We start from the raw sequence: 23407 nt of genomic DNA, 5'->3' as shown, positions 1-23407 counted from the left end.
ATAGTTATTATAACACGGGAGAAAAATTACATTACATAAAAGGAATTGGGCAAATTTTGCAGATTAAAATACAAAAAAGGCCCTTCAAAAGGGCTTATTGCAAAGTCTTTATATCATCTACTATCTTGTCATACGGTATTTCCTGTAAACCGGTATAATACTTTTGTATTTTACCTTCCTGGTTGAGTAAGAAGAAATCAGTACCATGGATCACCTGATCGCCTTCCTGTGGCTTTTTCACGATCGTTTTAAATTCCTTCATGGCCTTGGTCTCGATTTCTTCCTGTGAATAACCGGTCAAAAAGTTCCAATTCTTAAAATCGACACCAAAACGGCCGCCATAGTTTTTTAAAGTCTCAGGTTTATCAACTGTAGGGTCTACACTGAATGAAACAAACTCAACATTCTTGATTCCTGCTTCTTTAATCTTTTTCTGAAGAGATGCCATATTGGAGGTCATAGGGGGGCAGACATCGACACAGCTAGTAAATACAAAGTCAGCTACCCATACCTTTCCTTTTAAATTCTTACTGCCAAATGACTTTCCATCCTGGTTGGTATAAGAGAAATCCTTCACTGGCCAATTCAAAGCACCTTTAATCTCTTTTTTGCCACAGCCTGCCAATAGAAGAACCCCAATAATAAAAATAAGTCCTAAAGCCCGCACTTTCATCTAATCACCTGCAATTATCATTTTCTGTCCGTGCTTATTTTAACAAACCCGGCCAAAAGAAGAAAGATTAATCAATTACACCAGTGCGGACAATTTTATTATCAATAACTATATCAAAGCTCGCTTCTTTAAACTTCTCTCTCCACTCTGTTTTGGTCATCTTTTTACCGCGTAAATGCGTGTTGTATTCATTGCCAAAGCCGACAGGGTCGATTCCCAGTGTGCTCGGTCATTTCCAGTATCCTTGATTTAAGCTTTACTTGGACCCTAAAGCGAAGCTTATCCTTATCCAACACTTTTATTTTGTGGCTGCTGTTTATGTTGTCAATCGTCATATAAATTCTGTCATGAAACTCCCGCTCTCGATGGCCTGCTGTTTTAATAATCAAAGGCTTAAATTCCTTTGCATTCAATGGGATTTCCTGTGATCCTGCTTTATAGGAGTCTACAAGAACCTTCAAAAAAAATAGTTTATCAGGTTTCAGCTCGTCAACCAGCCGGTCATTTTTAAACAATGCTACTGAGGATATTACAATATCTCCATGTCTGAGTTTTAACACCGGCAACACTGGATCCTTCCCGACATCATAAAAGCTATGGTTAAATTCGTGGAGGGTTGGTGAAATTAACTGTTCTCCCTCAACGTTTTGTTTAATCAAATTATATAAAAAGGTCCCAAGATTAGAGCCTTTTCCAATATTGTTTTTAGTTAAGAGATCAACTGCTTTCCCGTCGGAGATTGTAACATAAAGCATATTTCCAATTGTCGGATCCCGGTTAAGTGTATCAATCAGCTGAATAATTCCTCTTTGCGCCAGTTTCTTACTATATATGACTATCCGCATCTGGCCCGAAACTAATTTATGGCTTGTCTGAAGGTTTTCATCCTGCCTTAACCCCTTACTCGTTTTTGCTTGTTCCATTATCTTTTTTGTAACGTTTTTTTGAAGAGGATCAAACTGCTGGTAAACTACGGTTCCCAGGATATTATTTTTTTTCGAAAGGTCAAATCCAGCAGCCGTTATCAATCCCAATTTTTCAAGAGGCCTTTGCTGAAGGCAGCCGGCAAGAAATATCAGATTCATTGACACAAACACAATCGTGATATTCTTAACCCATTTCCTCATCTTGCTGCCTCCTTTTTCTTAGTTTCTTTTTTATAACAACAATTGGGAATAAAATAGCCGGATAACAGATAGCTAAAAAAAAGCCTGCTACCCCAATGTAATCTGTTACGAGATTCATTTGGTATCTCGCCTTAATAAAAAAGTTTCCTAGCCAGGCAACGCCTGCAATTATATAAATTCCTTTCGATTGCTTAATATTAAATAATCTTGTAAATCCCTTTGAGGCAGCCCAAAGGTATGTAACTAAATTAGGAAGGATAATAAGGAGCCAAAAGGAAACAGCAATAAATTCAAATCGTTCAAGATTTGGCAGCCTAACGATTTTGAACAAGGAAAGTACGGGCCAAATGGTTCTTTTTAAGCTTTCCCCTGCGAAAAAGATAATGCAAACAACAGTTACTACTGTAAAAAGAATGGTTGTATACAAGTTCCCCAGTTCAGCGTATAACAGGGCTTTTTTCTTTTCTTGAATATAGGGATAAACAAAAAGCAGCAGTTCAAAGCCTATTATTGAAAAAGAAGTTTTATATATACCACTGGCAATATTTTTAATGCCAGTATTCATGAAAGGGAACAAATGAGTAGGATCGGAATACTTCAAAGGTGAAATGATAACGAGAACAAGCCAAAAAGTCATAATAAACGAAATAAATGAAAATCCTACTACCATCCTGATTCCTGAAAGGGAGGCATAAACTGCGAGAGATATAATCACCCCCGATAGAACCCATGTGGGCATATCGGAAAAAATCCAGGCCTGGACAATCTCAACATAATTCATGCAGATATCGAAAAAGACACTGCTTAGATAAACCATATAGATTACCCCAAGCATTCTGCCAAAAAGCTTGCCAAACAAGTCTACCTGTATTCCATATAAATCAGCGCTATCGTACTCCCGAAGCAGCAGAAACATAACCCAAAGGATTATTCCGGTAAGCACACCAGCCAAAAGTACAGAAATCCAGCCGTCATGTTCCGCTTCAAGATAAACAATTCTTGGCAGTCCGGCCAATCCAACACCTGTTTGGGTTACATGGATTACAAACATAACCAGAAATGCATTAAATAGCAGCCCCTCTTTTGGCTGTATATTTACCTTCATGTTTACACCTACTCATCTACATCCTTCTTTTTCTTCGCTTTTTTCTGAGGGTAACGTTTTAAGTCGCCAGGCTGATTTGATAATGGTCTCATATAATTAAACTGAAATGGGAAACGCAGCAGACTGTAGCCAAAATCCTTCATGCTTAAGGGATAAAGGGGAGCCAAATAGGGAGTCCCCAGTGTAGAGAGCTTTAGAACATGAATGATCAAGAAACAAAAAGCAACCATAATTCCCACGCCCCCCCACAATCCAGCCAGAAGTATAATAGGGAAACGAATAATCCTAACCGCTGTACCCATCAAATAGCTGGGTGTAGTAAAGGAGCCAAGGGCACTTAGCGCAATAATAATAATCAAGATATTGCTCGTAAAACCGGCATCCACCGCTGCCTGCCCAATTACAATACCGCCAACAATACCCATTGTCTGGCCCACCTTGGTCGGCAGCCGGGCCCCGGCTTCCCTTAAAAGCTCGATAATAAATTCAAGGAGAAGTGCCTCAAAGACAGGAGGAAAAGGAACATTTGACCGCGACTCCCCTAAGGAAACGAGTAAAGGAGATGGAATCACCTCGTAGTGATAAGTCAAAACCGCCACATAGGCAGGTGTAAGCAGGATGGAGAAGAAAAATGAAAAGAAGCGAAGCATGCGCAGAAATAAACCCATATTCCAGCGCATATAAACATCCTCTGTTGATTCAAAAAAGCTGAAAAAAGTACTGGGTCCGTAGATTGCAGCAGGACTCCTGTCTACCAGGACGCCAACTCTTCCTTTTAAAAGAACGATTGATAAGCGGTCTGGCAATTCTGTTGTTAAAAGCTGGGGAAAAACAGTCCAGCTATTATCTTCAATTAGCTGTGCAAGAACAGTGCTGTCAGGAATATGGTCAATGCTGAGGTCCTTAATCCTTTGCTTGAACGTATTGACATTTTTTTCATCTGCAATGTCTTTGATATAAACTATTTTTCCTTTTGTCCTTCCCCGTGCTCCAATTTCTATGTCCTCCATTACAAGCATGGGGTCTTTTATGTTGGCCCTTATAATATTCATGTTGCTTTCAAGGGATTCAGTAAAGGAAATCTTTGGACCGTAAACAAGTGATTCGGTTTCTGCCCTTTCAAGTGACCGCTCCGCAATTTTTCCAGTGTTAATCAGAATTCCACAGGGCTCTCCTTCAGAGTAAAGGTAACCTTTTCCCTCAATCATTGCCTGAGCGATTTCCTTAAGCTGATTGGCATAGGAAATTTGCGCGGCTGGAAGACAAGCTTGAAACGTTTCAAGATTCCATGGGGAATGTACCCTGGCTTGAAGAGGTTTGATAATGATGTCCTCAAGCACCTTCACATCTGTCATACTGGTTAAAAAGGAAATTAATAAATGTTCACCATCTTTATAAATCTCCCGAAATTCCAAATCGGAGGTATCCATTAGTTCAGCATTTAACTGCTGCTTTAATTCTTCTATTTTAAGGCTGTGTGCTTTAGGAGTTTCATTCTCTTTTTTGCCATTCCGCCATTTGAACATAGTTCTGCACCTTTACATTCCAAAGTTAGGGTAAACCGACAATGAGACTTACCGATTTTTTTAGGTTTTCCAGTACTTCAAATTTTAACCACAGTGAAAGATAAATGTTAGAGAAGAGGGAGTTTTGAGGCAAACAAAAAACCCGGAGGGCTCCGGGTTAAAATGGGTTATTCAAAATAGTACATTAAGGCGAAGGCACCAGGGCCCGTGTGGGTCGAAACAGTAGAATTCGTATAATCAATATCTTCTATTTGATAACCGGTTAACTCAAAAACACTTTCTTTGATTTTTAGTGCTAATTCCAGTGCTTCCGCATGGGCAATGCCAGCACCTTTAATCGTGCATCCCTTTACATCCTCAGCAAATTGCTTGGCTAAAAACTTAACAACCTGAGTATGGCTTCGAACCTTGGCAATAGGTGAATATTCGGCACCTTCAAGTGAAGCAATAGGCTTAATATTAAGGAGAGATCCGATAAAAGCCTTACCCTTCCCAATTCTTCCGCCCTTCACTAGATTTTCGAGAGTGTCTACCATTATATAGAGACGTGTATTTTCACGGATCTGGTCAAGTCGTTTTAAGATATTTTCAAGGCTTTTTCCTTCGTTTGCCATGATTGCCGCTTCCTTCACCTGGAAAGAGAGCGCTTTAGAAATAAATTGTGAATCTACGACAGTTACCTTTGTCTTCGTCATACGGGCAGCGCTTTCTGCAGACCGGACAGTACCACTCATTTTTCCCGTCATATGTATTGATAAAACCTCGTACCCCTCAGCACCCAATCTATCGTAAACTTCTAGAAAAGCACCGGCTGATGGCTGCGAGCTCTTTGGTAATTCCTTTGTTTTACTCATTTTTTTTATAAACTCAACAGGACCAATCTCTACCCCGTCAAGATAGGTTTCTCTGTCGATTGTTATGGAAAGAGGAACAACCTCAATTCCCAGTTCTTTTACTAGTTTTTCAGGCATGTCCATAGTTGAATCAGTTACAATTTTAATCTTGCTCATTAAATTCACTTCCCTGTAAAAGCATTTCCCCTGTATTATACATGCTGTACGATGTGAGGGAAATTAAATGAAATTTTGAAAATATTATTGTGTTTTTAAAGTGTAAAAAGAGTGCCGGTTTCCCGGCACTCAAAAGTCATTAAGCGTTATTTTTTAGTTCGCCAGATTTAAAAAGCTGCTCATAATCAGGCCATCTCATTGCTCTCTTTAAATAGTCTCTAAAGGAATAGCACTTGTGAGGCATTTTCTCTCCGTAGACGGAGGCAATGAACGTTTGCAAACGGACTTGGATCATAAAATAATAAGCGTTATCTTCCTCCAATACAGGAATATCCATGACTTTAACCTTCTGTCCAACTTCATTTTTGAACTCTAGGCTTTTCAATAACAAAATATCAATCCTCTTTTTCACCCGTTTGAATATATTATACATCACCTTTACCCCGAAATGTGTCTGATTATGCGCATATTCATAAATATTTTTAAATATATTTATTGATTGCCTGGCTGTGGTTTTGATTCTGAGTATACTTGTTTGCCAGCAATTCTAATTTCTTTTGCCGCTCATTTCGATCCTCCGCTGGCTGGTGAAATACATGAGTAATATCATGGGAGCATACCGGGCAAATCCACTGGCCTCTCTCCGAACTGCTAAAGGATGGCTGGTGGCAATTTGTGCAGATTTTTTTAAACATAGGGGTCGCTCCTTTTTTAAACGTTTATTTATGTATTAAGCCGGTTAATATGCTATTTATTATTTTTCCTGTTTGGGTTAATCTCAAACCAATGGAAAAAACACTATCTTTATAACAGCTATTTAAATTGAGCGAGCTGCGAAAGAAGGTCCTCCATATCCGTTTTTTGTTTAGATACTGATTTCTCTACCATGTTTAATCTTTTTCTTAGCTCGTCCAATATATCTTCTAAATTATTTATTTCCTCTATTAATTCAGAGCACTGTCTTCCTGTTTGGCCAATGCCAGCTTGGAGGCTTTCGTTAGATTTAAGCTTCATTTTGACCCCTTTTAATAAATTTCTTTTATAATTACAATTTGTTCATTATAATGAACTATACAACTTAATTTTATCGAACGTGCCGTTCTTTTAAAAGAACTTTTTATCGACAACTTTTTTATTTTCAAATTTAATTTTTATATCAAATTAGTTTATGTTATTCTTAATAAAGAACACATTTGAATAATAATAAGAGGATTGCTTATGAAAAGAGAACTCGCACAAAATGAAAAAACTAAACTATCCCGAAGATCCTTCTTAAAAGGACTTTCATCTATATTCCTAGGTGCTGCAGTTTCTGGATCGTCCTATTCCTTTCTAATCGAAAGGTTCTGGATTGAAACAAAGACCATTAACCTTTCCTTCGATAGACTGCCTAGTGTATTTTCCGGCACTAAGATAGTGCAAATCAGTGACCTTCATCTTGGGCATTTTTACAGCAAGAAAAATTTAAGTGACTTGGTGAAGAGAGTAAACCGATTAAAACCGGATATTTTGTGTTTTACAGGGGATTTAGTAGAAGATGGAATAGAAATGCTTGAGGAATGTACTCCCCTTTTACAGAAGTTCCGTGCCCCTCTTGGCAAATTCGCAATAGTAGGCAACCATGACTTTAGGAGCGGGCAAACTAGTAATGTCATTGATACCCTATCTAAAAGTGGATTTAATGTGCTTATTAATAAAAATGCTTATGTAAAAAAGAATGGACATAAAATATACTTTGCTGGTCTCGATGATATGATGTTTGGTGTTCCAGATATAAAAAAGTCCTTATTAGGAATTCCTAAAGAAAATTTCACGATTATGCTGGCTCATGAACCTGACTTTGCTGATGCAGTCGCTAAGTATCCCGTAGATCTGCAATTATCAGGCCATAGCCACGGCGGGCAAATTAAAATCCCATTTTTCGGTCCAATTTTCACACCGGATGGAGCGGTTAACTATTTTGAAGGATTAAAAACAATTCAGGGTTCCAATCTTCGTTTGTATACGAATAGAGGAATTGGAACCACCTTTTTACCATTTCGTTTTAACTGCCGACCGGAAATAACAGTTTTTCAAATTGATTGCGAACAAAAATAAGCGGCATGTCGCCGCTTATTTTTGTTCAGCTTTTCTCATTTTGTTTGAAACCTTTTCCATAAATTTACTTAACGGCAATACCATCTTCTCCATATTTCGGCTGAATCCACGCAGCCCTCGTCATTCCCCCAGCTTCCTTCATGATAATCGCAGTTATCCCTATCGTCGTGGTTTTCGCGATCATCTCGCCCATTCCAAAAACAATCCCACCAATCTTTAATGTGGTTCTCATCGTAGCTATCTCTATTGCTAGTGTCTTTTTGCTGTGTGTATTAGTCTGGTTTGAGAATAATAAGAGGGTTGATATATAGTTGAAAAAATTTTTCAAATTAGCTTGATTGGTTAATGAAAGTTGCTGCAAAGGCTGATGGCGGAACTGTGAATGCATCGATTAATAATAAAATAAAAAGTAACCCTATTTTCTGTTTAAAAATTGTTTATACCCCCTTTCCTGATAAAAGGTACTTTCGTTTTCAAAAAACGTTTCGTTCTTTATTAAGAATAAAAAAAGAAATAAAGTTTGTAAATATTGGATAGACAGATAATTATAAAATAAAATTTAGGAGGAACTTCCTATCGGGGTTGAATGCTCCCTTTTTATAACATTAATCATTTAGTTTTCTCTCTTGCTTCTGTCTTAAACCTGTTAGAAAAAGTGACAGCCAGTTTTTAAACTCAATAATACTGTGGTTTGCTGAGTCAAAGCTAAGAAACTGGTAACCAATAAAATCACTATATTTCATAATAGGATTAGTGGAAATTCTTTTCCTGTATGATATCCCTCTTTTTAGGGGAAGCTGCTTCAGTTCTACAACATTCGGAAATTCCTTGTGAACAATCGATAAAGTCCTAATTATTCTCTTGTACGTTTGATGTAATTTCAATTCCTTTTTTAATCTTTGAAAATCAAGCAATTGACCGCTGCAAGTTAAAATTTGAAGGATATCTAAATAGTACTTTAAGGAACCAAGATTATGCCTCCAGCCATGTAGACAAATCATATAAAATGAATGATAATGAGAAAGTTCTTTGATATGTAAAAAGGTACCTATAGGATGGGCTTCTTCCCAGAAAGAGTTTATGTTAAGACAGGCTGTATCCTCTCTTAATAAATCCCAATGGATCTCAATGGTTAAAGGGATGACAGAACCAGGAATTACTTTACTGAAGCTTTTATGAAAATGACCCTTAATATATCCCTCTTCATTGTCAAATCCTAAAAGTTTAACCGCATTTACTGCCATTTCAAGGTCTTTTTTCCGTATTAATAAATCGATATCAGAAGTAGCCCTTGCTCCTAGATCCCCAAAATACTTTTCCGAAAAATGAGTGCCTTTCAGCGGAATAACATCAATTCCAATCTTTTCAAATGTTCTAAGCACTTTTTCTAATTGGTTTTTAATAAAGAGGTTTTGAAATAAACATTCATTATAACTCTCTCTTAATCTCTCTTGAAAAAACAAAGGTGTTTGCTCCAGCTTTCCTTGTTCTTTTAATAAATAATAAATTTGTGAAGATATCCCATGCTTTTGAATATCTTTAAGCGCTTGTTTGTAAAAGTTCAGCTCTGTCGGCAATGTGGTTTTATCATATATTGTATTGACAAGAGAAAAGCTCATAGAGCAAACCTCCTTTCATAAAGTTAATGAGTAGATACAGCCATACTTAATTCTTGCTTTTTATTCTCTTTATAGGAAGACTCATAAAGATTGCGATAAAGTCCAATAGAATTAATCAATTCATTATGAGTTCCTTTTTGAACTATTTTTCCTTCATCCAGTACCAATATTTGATCGGCACTTTGGATGGTTGAAAGGCGGTGGGCAATAATTATTGTTGTTCTGCCTTTCATTAATTTATCTAATGCTTCCTTAACAAGATGTTCCGTTTCCGTATCCAGGGCAGAGGTAGCTTCGTCAAGCAGTAATATGGGGGCATTTTTTAAGATTGCCCTGGCAATTGCAAGCCGCTGTTTTTGACCGCCTGATAGTTTAATGCCTCTTTCACCAATTTCCGTTTCATAACCGTCAGGAAGCGAGCGAATAAATTCATGTAATTGGGCAGTTTGGGCAGCGAGAATCATTTCTTTATCTGTAATATCAGGGCGGGCTATTGTTAAATTATCTTTAACGGAACCCGCAAATAAAAAGGTTTCTTGAGGTACATGGGCAATTGAACTTCTTAAAGTGGAAGTATCAAAGGTGTCTAATGGCTCTCCATCTAACAAAATTTCTCCTGCCTGAGGCTTGTAAAACCCCTGCAGCAAATGAAATAAAGTACTTTTTCCTGCGCCGCTCGGACCTACAATAGCCGTCACTTTTCCTGCAGGTATTTCTATATTAAAATGTTCAAACACATTTTTATTTTCAGAATAGGAAAAAGATAGATCTTCGAATTTTATATATTTTTCAACTGCCCTTCCAGGTAAAAAAGATGGTAATTCCATTACATCTGCCTGTTTGTTTAACACCTTCATTACTCTTTCTATTGCCGCAACAGATCGCTGAAATCCAGCCCACTGGCTGGCAAGCCCAGTTAATGGGTATACTAAATGGTTCACCAGATTTAAAAATGTAAATAATGCACCTACCGATAGAACACTTTTGGAAACATAAAGGGCTCCCACGGAAAGACTAACAAGAAAGGTCATAGAACTAATTATTTGTCCTCCTGAATAATACCAGCCACGAAGCTTAGAATTTTCCAATTCCAGTTGGAACAATTCTTGGTTTTTATTTTTATATTTTTGATAAAACATTTTTTCTAATGTAAAAGAGCGGATCACGTTAATGCCCTGAAAGCTTTCATTTAAGTGATTTTGTATATTTCCGACTAAATGATGAATTTCCCTTCCGTTTTTCCTTAGAAGCAAGCCAAACAATATACCGGATAAACCTGCAATTGGCGCAATTATAAGGCTAACTAAGCATAAGGTTAGATTGATATTGGCCAAATATATAAAAACCACTATGTAAATAATAGGGAGACGGATGAGACTAATTAAACTGCTTCCAATCATACTATCAATGCCATGAATATCATTTGAAAAGTGGGACATAAGTTCCCCTGTCCGCAAATTAGATGCCTCATCAGCTGGGATCCGTAAAATATGGTGTAATAAATGATTTTTTAAATCCACTTTTACAGCATTAATGGCAATAGTATCAAAATAAATATAGGAAAAATTAGAAACTATGCTAATAAAAAGCAAGGCAACGCCATAATGCAATAATGACAGAATTTCTTTAACACCACCATGCATGGCAGAATCGGTTATTCTCCCATAGAAACTAGCAAAGGCAATTGTTAAATAGATATCAAGAGCTAGAAGCACAAGCAAAATGATATACGCCTTCCATTGTTTCAAAATAAAAGGTCTTATTAAATAAAAAATACTTTTAATATCTTTAAGAGAAAAATATTGCCTCATTAAAATAGAGATTCGCTCTTTTATCATTTCAACATTCTCCATCAATCTAATAAAATTGTAATTTTATTCGGTGGTTTAAATATCTTCTTAGAATTCCGGAAACTTGAGGAAAAGCCATTATTATTCCACCCCACAATACAGGAATAAAGTTATCTGAATGAATTTCAAAAGTTCTTTTATAAATGACCTCTAATTTTCCTAAAACCCTCGACTCTTCAATTGGTCTGTCCCATCCCAGATTGGTGTCACCTTTAAAGTTATATTCTCTAGTTTTGTTCTTTATTTTAGAGCTATAATAACGATGAGCAATTAATTGGCCATTGAGACTGTAAAACAAAAGAATGTCACCTTTTTTTACATTATTTGGACTATGAGGTGTGAACCGGCAGATGGTTCCCTGCTTTATTAAAGGAAACATACTATTTCCAAATGAAGGTAATTCTAGCCAACCATCCTTCATTATTGCTCTCTTTAAGAGTAGAAAAGTTTGTTCATCAATCAACATTTTTAATCAGCCCGCATTCTGAAAGCTGTGAAAGAAAGGTTTCAATATCCTTTTTCATCTGGCTAATAGGAATGGCCGAAGAGAATTTTTCCCCAATTTCCTGAGTTAGCGAATCAACTGTTTGAACTTCCTTAAGCAAAGCCCAGCACTCACCGCCCACCTCGTTGATTTTTGTGACCGTATAGTTATCAGTATTCAAAATAATCCATTCTCCGTCCAATTCAGTTGCATCATATTCACCGCTTTGAATATATTGGGCCATTAAGAAATCAGCTCCCAAAAGGTATTATTTTTTTGAAAAGAAAGATCATATACTGGTACCTGTTTTACAAGCGTGCTAAGCAGCTTCATAATTGTTTTCGTTTCTTCAGGGCTATGTGGCCAGAAAAAAACCTTATCCATTAATTGTATCAATGCATCAGACTTATCTAACTTTACACGGTTGTTTTCTGGGGATTGATGTAATAACTGGATACTATTCAGTTCAACGCTTCCCTGATAATCGCCCGCTTCAAGCTCACTCCGAAAAGGAGAATTGAAAACTGTTATACTATCATTTTCAATTTTTACAAGTGATGCTTCATCTGAAAGAAGGTCTCTTGGAAATGATAATTTTGCAGCAGTAGACTTACCAGCTCCTGATTGACCTGAGAAAAGATGGCCCTTACCATTTTCTATTGCACACGAAGAATGTATTAAAAGCCCCCATTTATTGTGAACAAGAAAAGCACTATATAAATTCATCATTGCGTGCTTAAGTGCTAGTTCGTTATGTACATGTATGGTTGCATGTTTGAAGTCTTTGTCGACTTGAATTAAGTAATCTGCTCTCCGGTATTTGATTTGATTTGAACTAGAAGTAATTTCAACATCATAATTTTTGAAAGGTAACCCATAGTCATCATATATTGTTATTTCCAAATTAGACTGTTTGTTCAAAATCTTTTTAAAGTTTTTTATAAAACTTTTATAAGGAAATTGAACTTTTAATAAAATATGTAAGACATGGTCGCCAATGTTCACATATATACTTTCCATTGGTTACTCTCCTAACCAAAAATCTTTTAAAAAGAAAGCCAATGGTATTAAAGCCATTGACCCTTCTTTTTGGATAGACTAAGGCTTACACTTATCATTACCATTCCCATTTCCTTGGCCTGGGGTACCTGCCCCACATGGCTGAGGATTTGGATTAGTCGGAGGAAAATGGATTCCACCGTTCCCATGGCCTGGATGAGTATGTTTTCCCTTACCAGGATTCCAGCTTTGAGCTGTTTCGAATCTGATAGGTTGGTGAATTAATACTTTTGGAGCGGTGTAAAAATTTGTTTGAATATTTTTTTTGGCTTGCATAAGACCACCTCTAGAGTTCAGTTCATTATAATGAACAATATGGCTGTTCTCACCTCCTTTTTTAAAGAAGGAAACAATTATTTTTATTGTTAATTGTTTCTTCTTTTAAATATTATAATCTACCTTAATTTCTTTATAAAGAACAATATTCCGACAAAAAAAGATGAAGTTAGATATAATAATACCTTAAAGTTTATGTTCCGCCATCTTAGCTACTATATATTTATTTAGAACTATACCAAACGGTAAGGCAATCAGAGTTAAAAGCTTTTGGGGGGAATCCCTTAAAAAACTCTTACTTTCAGCAAATATACTAGAAGATACATAATGGATCGCCTGCTTAAACCTGAAAAACAACGTGGTGTTAGGTAATTTCATCATTTCCATTCTATAAAATCTAAATCCCATTGGACTAACTTTATATTGTTTTAATATGTTTTTTGAAGATCCGTCTGGCAAATATTCGACACAACAAAGCCGTTCATTCATTAGCAGCATTTCACATTCCTGATCTAACATATAGTATTTATATGAAAGAGGAACTAATTTTTCACTTTGATAAACCGGGTAAGGATACTTCTTAGTTAAGCTAGTCCGATAAACTAACTTTTTATCTCCTTTAACTCCATACTTATTATATAAGTTAAATAATGTTGAGGTTTTAATATTCTTAGGTAAATCTGTTCCTAAAATTTCTCCAGTATCCTTGCAATCTAAACCGATAATACCACCAATATCATCACTACCATTTTCTTTCCAAAAGGTAACTATTTTTTCAACAGCATCATCTGGCATATAATCATCGCTGTCAATACAAACATTTAATTCTGTATCTATAAGTCTATAAGCAGTGTTATGAGCTCCATGCATCCCAAGATTATTTTGAAAATGATATCTTATCGAAATCTTATCTTCTTTAATCCAATTATCAACTAGCTCTTTTGTATTATCAGTAGATCCATCGTCAATAATTAGCCAAATAAATTCTTTATTTGATTGTCTTTTAAGGCATTCGTAACATTTGTGAAGTGTATATGCCCTATTATAGGTTGGAGTAAAAATAGTTAATAACGGCAATATTTATCACCTCGAATTTAAAATATAAAAATCTTGAAGCCATTTTGCTGTATTTTTTATATCATATCCTCTATCTCTTAGTATTTTGAGTTTTGAGGTCTGACGTTCTATTTTATTTACCTTAAATTTCTCTAGTTTAGTAACCCATAAATCTTTACTTTTTAGTTGCAAAAACTCCATTAAACCTAAACCTAAGTCAACCTCATTAGTGATCTCATCAGATATTAAACATGGTATCCCTGCTGCTTGTGCCTCAATAAGAGTTACCGGTAAGCCTTCATGTAGAGAAGGAAATAAAAATATATCAAAGGCTTGAAGTAATTGATTAATGTCACTTCTAACTCCTAGGAACTTCACTTTATCTTGTATATTTAATTCAATTACTCTATTTTCGATATCTTTCCGTAAAACACCGTCACCACATAACAATAAAATAGAATCGGGTCTTCTTTTAACAAATTCAGCAAATACTTCAATTAAGAATTTGTGATTTTTTTGTTTTGTAAACCTTCCCACATGCCCAATAACTAGCTGGTCACTAATCCCCAATTCCCTTCTTTTCAACAATCTAATATCTGGAGAGTAAGAGAACTTTTCTAGCTCGATTCCATTATTAAGTAATTTCGCTTCGTTTGATTTGCCGAAAAGCCATTTTGCAGCAGTATGTGAACAAGCAAAGGTATAATCAGTATTGGACGAAATAAACATTCCTGAATACCATTTATAACTCTTAGCTAAAATTCCCCCTTCTCCACTTGTATTATGACTGTGGGAAATACAATAAGGAATCCCATGTTTCTTGGCAGCTCTAACTACGAATCCACTCATCTTATTTAAATGCGAATGTACTATTGTATAGTCATTATTATTAGAGAAAAACATATTAAGGGACCTTATATAACCAAAATGGCCTGCCTCAATATATGGAATCCGATGTATTGTCCCACCGAGTTCTTTAATTTCACTATCAAAGACTCCTTCTCTGCACGTTAGGAAGTCAAATTGAACTTTAGAACGGTCCATATTCCTGTATAAATTCATTATTAGCGTTTCAGCACCACCGCGATTCATGTTTACAACTACATGCAGAATCCTTATAGGCTTACTCAATTGCATCCCTCCTAGTGTCTTGACAGAATAAAATTAACGGAGGTTATAAATATTGAAGTCTTATAAAATAATAGCTGCCTGATTCAAATCTTTTTGATACCATTCTATAGCAGCTTCAATACCTCTCTCAAAACTCCATTCCGGTTCATAACCTAGCAATTCTTTCGCCTTAGATATATCAGCATTACTGTGCTTAATATCACCTTTTCGTTCAGCACCAAAAATAGGTTCAATATCCTTTCCTAAGGCGCTACACAGGTGAGTATAAATATCTATCAAAAACTCTCTTTCGCCATAAGCTATATTATATGACTGCCCAGCTGCAATACTATTTGCTTTACATGCCTTCAAATTAGCTTCAATTACATTTTCAATATACGTAAAATCCCTGCTTTGCTTCCCATCACCATTAATAGTTGGACTTTTATTATCTAGTAATTGTTTAATGAATTTAGGAATAACTGCTGCATATGCTCCATTTGGGTCTTGTCTTTTGCCAAAGACATTGAAATACCGTAACCCATAAGTATCTAGACCATATAACTTGGTATATAGTTTGCCGTATTCCTCATTAACCATTTTGGTAAGTGCATATGGTGATAATACATTTCCCTCTCTACCTTCTTTTTTAGGAAGGTTTGGCTCGTCACCATACACTGAAGAACTTGAAGCATATACAAACTTCTTTACACCATTCTGTCTAGCTGCCTCCATCATGTTTAAAGTGCCTTTTATATTAATTTCTTCGTATAAAAGAGGCATCTCAATACTCCGTGGGACACTTCCCCATGCAGCTTGATGTAGAACAAAATCTACTCCTTCGCATGCCTTGATGCATGTTTCAAGTTCACAAATATCGCCTTTTATAAATTCATAGTTGGGATGATTCATGAACAGTTCAACATTTTCCTCTTTTCCAGTTGAAAAATTATCGAGACCTCTGACCTGATAACCTAAATTTAGTATAGCTTCTACTAGATTTGAACCAATGAACCCAGCTGACCCAGTTACTAAAAACTTAGCCCCTTTTGGAAAACTCAAATTTTTATATCCCACTTTATAACCTCCAATATAAAAAGCCCATATCCTCAGCTTCTTTTCGATTAAATATCCCCTTAATGTCGATTAGCACTTTACCGTTAATATCTGTAATACATTCGGATGTTGCAGCAACTTCATTCATTGCTTCAGAATCGATATGCATTTGCCCCGATGATCTAAACATCTTTCCTAAGTCTTCTAAATGAATCGTAGATTTGAATTCATCATGCGGAACTGCAAAAATGACTGCATCCATCCCTTTTATTTCATCGATTTCACATGAATTAATTCTGTATTCACGCCAAAGATCGTCTATATCAGCTAGAGGGTCTACTACTTTTACTTCAATTCCAAACTCTTCTAGTTCTTTAATGATATCTATTACCTTAGTATTTCGAACATCCGGACAATTTTCTTTAAAGGTGACACCGAAAATAGCCACTCTCGATCCATTTATTTGTTTATTTGCTTTTATCATTTTCTTTACAGTACACTCCGCTACATACTTCCCCATGTCATCATTAATTTTTCTTCCCGAAAGGATAATTTGAGAATGGTAGCCCATTTGTTCCGCTTTGTATGTAAGATAGTACGGGTCAACCCCTATACAATGTCCTCCAACGAGACCAGGAGAAAACTTAAGAAAGTTCCATTTCGTTCCTGCCGTTTCCAGAACTGCTTTTGTATCAATGCCCATCTTATTAAAGATAATAGAAAGTTCATTCATAAAAGCGATATTTATATCTCGTTGAGAATTTTCGATAACCTTTGCAGCTTCAGCCACTTTAATGCTTTTAGCCTTATAAACCCCCACATCAACAACCAATTCATACACTTTTGCAATAATTTCTAATGATTCTTTATCCATTCCAGAAACCACTTTAATGATTGATTCTAGTCTATGCTCTTGATCACCAGGATTAATTCTTTCAGGAGAATATCCAACTTTAAAGTCTGCTCCACACTTTAAACCAGATTCTTTTTCTAAAATAGGAACACAGAAATCCTCTGTTACACCGGGGTAGACAGTGGATTCAAAAACAACAATGGATCCTTTGGTTAAGTTTCTACCAAGAGTACAGGTGGCTGATTCTATAGGAGTTAAGTCTGGAGTTCTGTCTTCTTTAACAGGAGTAGGTACGGCAACAATATGGAATTTGGCTTCTCTTAGTCTTTTTTCATCAGATGTGAAATCGACAGTTGTGTTTTTTATTGTTTCATTCCCAACTTCTTTGGTAGGGTCTATTCCATTTTTATAAAGCTCAATCTTTTCCTTATTTACATCAAAACCAATGACATCCGTTTTCTTTGCAAAGGAAACAGCGATAGGCATGCCAACATAGCCAAGACCGATTAAAGATACTTTTTCTTCTCTGTTAACAATCTTTTCATATAAGTTCATTTCATTTCTCCTTATAAATTGTTAATTTCATCCACGTATGCATTAATCACAATTTTCCGATCATACTCGTTTTCCATCTTTTTGCGTCCAGCCAATCCCATTGCTTTCTTTTGTACGTACGGCAGCCTTATAAATTTAATGATTGCTTCTACTAAACTTTCAACACTCTTAACCTCAAAACCAAAACCGCTTAAATCTTCATCAAACGTTTCTTTACACCCAGGTACTCTAGATGCCAAAACAACACGTCCTGAAGAGGCAGATTCAAGCAGTACATTAGCCGTTCCTTCATGATAGGATGGAAGGATGGTTGCGTGAGATTTCTTTATAAATGAATGGACATCATTCTGCTGGCCATGATAATTTATAATTCCTGATTTATTTAATTCTGCTAAGTGTTGAAAATAATCTTCTTCACAGCCGCCAATTAAATCAAATTGTGTATTTGGGTATTTTTCTTTCACAATTCTTGCTGCCTGCAGCAGTTCTTCTATCCCCTTTGCTTTCATCATGCGTCCTATAAAGAGGAATCTGTTCTTTTCATCGTCATCGGGATATTCTTCAAGCGGATGCTGAACTAAATTAACTCCTGAGCCTGGAATCACTCTAGCCTTGCTTTTCACCAACTTTTTTTCATTAAAGAACTTTAGATTCGTTTCATTTTGGAAAAATAAACAAGATGTTTTTTTTAATCCCGCCTTATAAAGCATCAACGTTATTTTCTGAATGAAACCTCTATTTTCAATTGATGTACCCAACCCTGTAATGTTTGTGATATAGGGGGTTTTCGTGATTCTACATGCAACGCCACCATAAACATTCGGTTTGATCGTATATGTTAAAACAACGTCTGGCTTCATTCGTTTGATTATCTTTAAGTAGTGGAGCAAAAGCTTTATATCCTTAATCGGATTCGTTCCACGCCGTTCAAGAGGTGTTTCTACAAATTGACACCCCAAACTCACTAACTTTGGTACATACTCATCATTTGGCAGCGAAATATAAACTACATTTTTTTGATTTAGTAGTTCTTCTAATAATTCTTTTCTAAAGTTATACAAGCCCATACCGAAGTTAGCTAATACAAGTATTTTCATCTTTAAACTCTCCTTAACCGTAACAAAGCCCATGATCCAATTTCCTATATCAAAATGTCCATTGGACCAACTCTTACATCTTACACCCCATATTTCGTTCATTAAAAAGAACGTTAAATTCAAAAAAAATTAAGAGGACAATTGATTAAACAGTATCTCCTCTACATACAATATTAAGAATTATCCGAGTGCTATTTCGTTCTTCATAAAGAACGAGGTGATAAGCTTATATTATTATCTTCAGAAAATGAAGTCAACACTTTTTTATGTATTTACCAAATTGAATAAAAGTATTACCCTTAAAAAACGTTGCTGTTGAAATATTTTGAGTGTTATAGAAATCACAAAGTCTTATTTTTAGCAAATACTTTTTGAACATAGTTTTACTGTTAATATACTTTTTTAGTTTTTTCCTCAATGGCTCCTCATAATAATGATATATCGATTAATAGATTACTTAGATCTAAATCTTTTTCGCTCTATTCTTCTTCCATCAATAACCTCGTACTCATCATTAAAATTATAAGTATGGGTTCCTTTATTATTTTTATACCAGTCAGGTTCCATTTCAGATAGAAGTTTCTCACTATAAGCTTCCTCAGATAAATCTACAATTTCATTAAATTTAACAGAATAACCATAACTAAATGAACAGTTTTGTGAAGGTCTAATTAATTTTCCACCTTTAACGAATATATTTCCTGCTGGCCGAGCAGAGGAAGCATTAGAAACTACAGGATTCATTTTATGTGGCTTCCATCCGCCAAATAAACTATCAGAGTAGAAAATATAAAGCTCATCTAATGATGAAGAACCATCAATAAAGACATTCGCAAACATCCAAAATTTTTTATTATAATGGATAACTGTTGCATCAACAGCATTAATATCCTCAATTAAAACCTTCTCTAGTTCCCACTCATATGGAAAATTTATAGCCTTATACAATTCAATTGTCCTATTTCCAGATGTTTCAGGAATCATATATATATCATCTTCCCACTCATAAAGGAATGGATATGACAAATGATATGGTTTTTCTAATACAGTAACAGGTGTAGAATAACTATTGGTTTCTGGATCAATTTCTAACACAGAAATATCCCCTTTACCTTTTCTATATATTAATTCCTCAAAGAAAATATATGTTTTATTATCCTTTTTCATAATAAATGGGTCTGCATAAAACCGATCAAGTGGGGGCTTTATTATTGTGTAATCTTCCGTCTTACCATTTATTTTTTTTAATGCAAGAAACCATTGTTCGTTAGAAATTCTTGATTTTATTTTCTCCAACCCTAAATTAAATAAAAGTTTAATAGTTTCAAGATTGTTAGGAAATTTGCTTTCATTTTTCTCTTTAGGTACAACTGAATAATCTTTAACATTTTCCATTTTACCTTCATTCAAATCACGAAGCTTCCTTAAAATAAACTCGGTTGACTTCCAATAAGCTGCATTGCTGTTAAAATACAGTGAATCTCTAGTTACTGAAGATTGTGTTTTATAAATAGCATTACTTTTTTCAGAACCAATTAAAATTGAATTCAAAGAAATTTCTAAAGGGTTATTTTTATTAAACATTGCTCTAAAAAAATTTGGTTCTGCTGTATACCCGTTTCCAAAATTATCATGAGGATAGTACCAAATTCCATTTTTTGATAAACTTATCAATTGTGTTGTGATTTCACTAAAACCAAATTGTATAATTACATCTAATTTTTCTTTCCCTAATGCATCAATATCCTGTAGAGAAATTCCTGCAGAATTTAATCTATAAATATTTAATTTGTTATTCGATTGAGTAACGGACGTTTCAACATTAATTTTTTCAAACGCATTTCCTTTAACTTTTGTACTATAATATTTATAATCTACTTGACAATATCGTTTATATAGACAGTGTTTATAATTTTTACTTTGTTTTTTATTTTGAGTATGTTTTAAATTAACTATAATAACTTTTAATTCTACAAATTCAGCTTGAATAATATCGATAATTATTTTTTCAATCCATTTTGGAACTACAAATGAATCTAAAACAATTCCTACACTCATTAGTTTTTTATCTTTAATAATTACCATAACTATAACCTACTTTTAACCAATTTATTTTAATTGAAGGATTTTCAAATCAATTTGGTATACTTAAAGTTTATATTTGTAGTCATCAAAATTTACTTTAACTGCGAAAGTCGGGTTTGAATTTTCTTATTGACAGTTTTATTAATAACTTTATCATTGATATCCAACCATATTTATTTGCATGGCTATTTAATAAAAAAATAAATTCACCATTAGTTTTACCAAAAAAATTTTTGTAAAAGATTTTTTTTCTGTGCTTCTTCCTTTCTTCTTCAGTGTGCCATGAGGCATTAAAATGATGAATACAATAAGTATTATCAGTTATTTTAATTTTTCCATCAAGGTAATTTTTGGGACAAAAATAATCTTTAGGGTATATTGCAATACCATGCTCTAAAACTTGATAGGTATTATTCAGATTTATTTTATATCTTTTTTTAGTCATGTTTGTAATAATGGTTACATTTGTTGTTAAATCAAAACTTCCATCATTATTTATAAAGTGTTTATTATTATAATAAGATAATAAATATTTTATCCATCTATGATTTTTTATCGAACCCATTATAGCAGTAGGTAGTTTATTATCAATCTCATAACCTGAAAAGACCTCATGACCCAGTAGATTATCTATCTTCTTTAACAGTTCAACATCTGTGTCCATATATATTCCACCATATTCATAAAGAGCATGTAATCGTACATAATCACTTACTAATGCCCATTTTTTTGATTCGTAAGCCTCTTTTACATATTGATTACAATTTATGTCAAAATTACTTTCATCCCACCTTTGGAAAACATATCCTGGACAATATTGCATCCAACTTTCAATACATTTTTCTGCAAGCTTTGATAAAGAATTTCCTCGAAACCAACAGTAATGTATTATTTTAGGTATTTTATCCATTATTAACCTCTCCAAGTGATTTTTTTAACTATCTAAGAACTTTACTAACTTTTAATGTTTTACTACTTTTTTCAAAGGACTATTAGTGTACGGTAAAGTTAGGACTTAGTTCTTCTAGTGTACTAATAACCACTCTAGCTCCATTTCCACATAAGTAATCATGTTCTTCTGAATGAACTGTGTATTTTGACATTTTTTTTATTTTGATCTCATTATTAAAAATCACTTTTTATTATTAAACCATTTAACATAATTAAAATTGTCATAATACTTTTTTCCTAGTATATTTTCATATTTATATAAATGGCCAACACATTCTTGATTTTCGAACCCCTTAATATAAAATGTTGATGGATATTGCTTAAATTCTCTGTTTGTAAAAAGAACTTTGTTTTTATACGGCAGTTTTTCAAACCTTTTAATAGTTTCTTCATTACAGCCATCTCTATAAGTCATCATTATAAAAATATTATCAAAATTAATTCTTTTAGTTCGGTTCTCCCATTGTTCTTTTGCTTCTTCAAAACTTTTATAATGCATAAAGTGAATTTCTATATCCTTTATCCTTCCAACAGGATATTTATATTTATCAGTACTTACAACCTCAAGATTTTCATTTAAGTAAAAATTAAGATTTTCAGCAAATTTAACAAAATCATTTGCAAAGAAAAATAGATTTATTGTTGGTGTTAAAAACTTCAGATTTAAATCGTTCTGTATAAAAGCACCAGTACAATTACTTGAAATTAGTGTAAATTCATTATTTTTTAATATTTTTCTATTTTTTCTGTTAATGAATTTTTTTCTGTTAAAGCTGGCAATTTTAATATAAATTTCCGAAATTTTTTTTCTTAACATTGTATCCCCCTACCCAAAATTTAAAGGCCTTTTTGATATTTAGAGCATGAACCGCTATTGATTAACCTAGGAGGTTACCATGTATTTTTAATTTTTAATTATCTGGCAAATTAATAAGTAAAACAGCAGAAACCTTAAACAAACAATTCATCTAATTCACTCTGTTCAAATACATCCAAATATGTAACCCTCGTAGCATTAAATATTTTCCTGCCTGTATTTTCATATACTTCTTTAGCTTTTTCCATTCCAATATACATTTCTTCTGGAGCCTGACCTGCCTTCTTTTCATCGTCTCTAATATAATCATTACTAAAATAAATCTGTGAATTATCTAGCTCTTTTATATTTGATAAATCTTTTGTTTTTGAAATTGCACCTTTGAAATTGTAATCATGACCAAGTAAATGTACCTCTGAAAATCCCATATAATGAGCTATTTGAAGTAGATGATATGAAACAGATCCTGACGAATATAAAGATTCCATAATATTTTTTGAAAATGTTCCACGCTTGTTTTCATTAAGGTTATTATTAAAGTAAATATCCGCATTAAATAAATGCTTATAACAATTTAAAGTGAATTTTGTTCCTGTTTCAACTAAATTTATATCTTTAACATTTTCTTCTAAAACTATTGAATCTACTACCATATAAAAGGTTGGTCTCCATGTAGTTTTATTAAAAATTTTATAAATCTTATTAGAAGCAAAGGTAATTTCACCTTTCAATCTTTCTAAATCCTCTGGTTTCAAACTTGGACCATTGCCAATTATAAAGCACCGCTTGCCCTTATATTTATCTTTAAATTGTAATATTCTGTAGTTATTTCTGGTAAGTGGAATACTGATCTTTGATGAAATATTTGCGAAATAAATAGATATTAAAAATGTACTATAATAGATTTTTTTTATTGGTTTTTTAAAGAATTTAAAAATCCTAGACTTTTTTTCCCTAAGCACATTAACTGATTTGCTTTTCACTCATTTTACTCCTCCCTA

Annotated in this window: 25 protein-coding genes; 1 reads left to right on the top strand and 24 read right to left on the bottom strand. The window is 34.1% G+C overall.

Going from position 1 to position 23407, the window contains the following annotated elements:
- Positions 1-94: 94 nt before the first annotated feature.
- The 9 genes from G8761_RS01550 to G8761_RS01510 all read right to left on the bottom strand — a co-directional run bounded on the left by G8761_RS01550 (position 95) and on the right by G8761_RS01510 (position 6455).
- Positions 95-673 carry an SCO family protein gene (locus tag G8761_RS01550; protein ID WP_166022961.1) on the bottom strand — a complete coding sequence of 193 codons (579 nt, stop codon included), beginning with the start codon at positions 671-673 and terminating at the stop codon, positions 95-97.
- 67 nt (positions 674-740) lie between these two features.
- Positions 741-833, bottom strand: a complete 93-nt coding sequence (locus G8761_RS27585) for a hypothetical protein (protein ID WP_275940674.1) — start codon at positions 831-833, stop codon at positions 741-743.
- 28 nt (positions 834-861) lie between these two features.
- Entirely contained in the window at positions 862-1800 is a 939-nt protein-coding gene (locus G8761_RS27580) for a Ger(x)C family spore germination protein (protein ID WP_166022959.1), read from the bottom strand.
- A complete protein-coding gene (locus G8761_RS01535) occupies positions 1784-2905 on the bottom strand; it encodes a GerAB/ArcD/ProY family transporter (RefSeq protein WP_166022957.1) in 1122 nt (373 codons plus the stop codon). The genes G8761_RS27580 and G8761_RS01535 overlap by 17 nt, the downstream gene beginning before the upstream one ends.
- Before the next feature lie 8 nt (positions 2906-2913).
- Positions 2914-4431, bottom strand: a complete 1518-nt coding sequence (locus G8761_RS01530; RefSeq protein ID WP_166022955.1) for a spore germination protein — start codon at positions 4429-4431, stop codon at positions 2914-2916.
- A 167-nt stretch (positions 4432-4598) separates the two neighbouring features.
- Complete coding sequence (locus G8761_RS01525) at positions 4599-5441, bottom strand: DegV family protein (RefSeq protein WP_166022953.1); 843 nt, start codon at positions 5439-5441, stop codon at positions 4599-4601.
- Positions 5442-5580: 139 nt separating this feature from the next.
- A complete protein-coding gene (locus G8761_RS01520; protein ID WP_166023311.1) occupies positions 5581-5832 on the bottom strand; it encodes a DUF2535 family protein in 252 nt (83 codons plus the stop codon).
- 91 nt (positions 5833-5923) lie between these two features.
- Positions 5924-6136, bottom strand: coding sequence for an FYVE zinc finger domain-containing protein (locus G8761_RS01515; protein ID WP_166022951.1), 213 nt, complete (start codon positions 6134-6136; stop codon positions 5924-5926).
- A 118-nt stretch (positions 6137-6254) separates the two neighbouring features.
- Positions 6255-6455 (bottom strand): conjugal transfer protein TraF, encoded by a 201-nt coding sequence (locus tag G8761_RS01510; protein WP_166022949.1) that lies wholly within the window; start codon positions 6453-6455, stop codon positions 6255-6257.
- A 204-nt stretch (positions 6456-6659) separates the two neighbouring features.
- On the opposite strand from G8761_RS01510, the gene G8761_RS01505 reads away from it, so the two are divergent.
- A complete protein-coding gene (locus tag G8761_RS01505) occupies positions 6660-7538 on the top strand; it encodes a metallophosphoesterase (protein WP_166022947.1) in 879 nt (292 codons plus the stop codon).
- A 64-nt stretch (positions 7539-7602) separates the two neighbouring features.
- Here G8761_RS01505 and G8761_RS01500 read toward each other — a convergent pair whose 3' ends face one another.
- The 15 genes from G8761_RS01500 to G8761_RS01430 form a co-directional block, all read right to left on the bottom strand.
- Positions 7603-7770, bottom strand: a complete 168-nt coding sequence (locus G8761_RS01500) for a hypothetical protein (RefSeq protein ID WP_166022945.1) — start codon at positions 7768-7770, stop codon at positions 7603-7605.
- A 373-nt stretch (positions 7771-8143) separates the two neighbouring features.
- Positions 8144-9157, bottom strand: coding sequence for a nucleotidyltransferase family protein (locus G8761_RS01495; protein WP_166022943.1), 1014 nt, complete (start codon positions 9155-9157; stop codon positions 8144-8146).
- 23 nt (positions 9158-9180) lie between these two features.
- Positions 9181-10995, bottom strand: coding sequence for an ABC transporter ATP-binding protein (locus tag G8761_RS01490; protein WP_166022941.1), 1815 nt, complete (start codon positions 10993-10995; stop codon positions 9181-9183).
- Between the two features lie 19 nt (positions 10996-11014).
- Entirely contained in the window at positions 11015-11473 is a 459-nt protein-coding gene (locus G8761_RS01485; RefSeq protein WP_166022939.1) for a S24/S26 family peptidase, read from the bottom strand.
- Positions 11463-11735 (bottom strand): PqqD family protein, encoded by a 273-nt coding sequence (locus G8761_RS01480; protein ID WP_166022937.1) that lies wholly within the window; start codon positions 11733-11735, stop codon positions 11463-11465. The genes G8761_RS01485 and G8761_RS01480 overlap by 11 nt, the downstream gene beginning before the upstream one ends.
- Positions 11735-12511, bottom strand: coding sequence for a hypothetical protein (locus tag G8761_RS01475; protein ID WP_166022935.1), 777 nt, complete (start codon positions 12509-12511; stop codon positions 11735-11737). Before G8761_RS01475 ends, G8761_RS01480 begins: the two co-directional genes overlap by 1 nt.
- Positions 12512-13012: 501 nt before the next feature.
- Positions 13013-13903, bottom strand: a complete 891-nt coding sequence (locus G8761_RS01470) for a glycosyltransferase family 2 protein (protein WP_166022933.1) — start codon at positions 13901-13903, stop codon at positions 13013-13015.
- Between the two features lie 6 nt (positions 13904-13909).
- Positions 13910-15013: a glycosyltransferase family 1 protein gene (locus tag G8761_RS01465; RefSeq protein ID WP_166022931.1), complete on the bottom strand. Its 1104-nt coding sequence runs from the start codon at positions 15011-15013 to the stop codon at positions 13910-13912.
- 60 nt (positions 15014-15073) lie between these two features.
- Positions 15074-16069, bottom strand: coding sequence for an NAD-dependent epimerase/dehydratase family protein (locus G8761_RS01460; RefSeq protein WP_166022929.1), 996 nt, complete (start codon positions 16067-16069; stop codon positions 15074-15076).
- Position 16070: 1 nt separating this feature from the next.
- A complete protein-coding gene (locus G8761_RS01455) occupies positions 16071-17456 on the bottom strand; it encodes a nucleotide sugar dehydrogenase (protein WP_166022927.1) in 1386 nt (461 codons plus the stop codon).
- Between the two features lie 11 nt (positions 17457-17467).
- Positions 17468-18553, bottom strand: coding sequence for a glycosyltransferase family 4 protein (locus tag G8761_RS01450; protein ID WP_166022925.1), 1086 nt, complete (start codon positions 18551-18553; stop codon positions 17468-17470).
- Between the two features lie 453 nt (positions 18554-19006).
- Positions 19007-20638: a glycoside hydrolase family 68 protein gene (locus G8761_RS01445; protein WP_166022923.1), complete on the bottom strand. Its 1632-nt coding sequence runs from the start codon at positions 20636-20638 to the stop codon at positions 19007-19009.
- Positions 20639-20735: 97 nt separating this feature from the next.
- Positions 20736-21548 (bottom strand): glycosyltransferase, encoded by an 813-nt coding sequence (locus G8761_RS01440; RefSeq protein ID WP_166022921.1) that lies wholly within the window; start codon positions 21546-21548, stop codon positions 20736-20738.
- A gap of 222 nt (positions 21549-21770) precedes the next feature.
- A complete protein-coding gene (locus tag G8761_RS01435; protein WP_166022918.1) occupies positions 21771-22406 on the bottom strand; it encodes a DUF1919 domain-containing protein in 636 nt (211 codons plus the stop codon).
- 134 nt (positions 22407-22540) lie between these two features.
- Positions 22541-23389 (bottom strand): 6-hydroxymethylpterin diphosphokinase MptE-like protein, encoded by an 849-nt coding sequence (locus G8761_RS01430; protein WP_166022916.1) that lies wholly within the window; start codon positions 23387-23389, stop codon positions 22541-22543.
- Positions 23390-23407: the final 18 nt, after the last annotated feature.

Source organism: Neobacillus terrae (assembly GCF_011393025.1).
GTDB classification, from domain to species: Bacteria; Bacillota; Bacilli; order Bacillales; family Cytobacillaceae; genus Neobacillus_A; species Neobacillus_A terrae.
The sequence above is the reverse complement of the archived record's forward strand: the minus strand, read 5'-3'. Positions and strand labels throughout refer to the sequence as shown.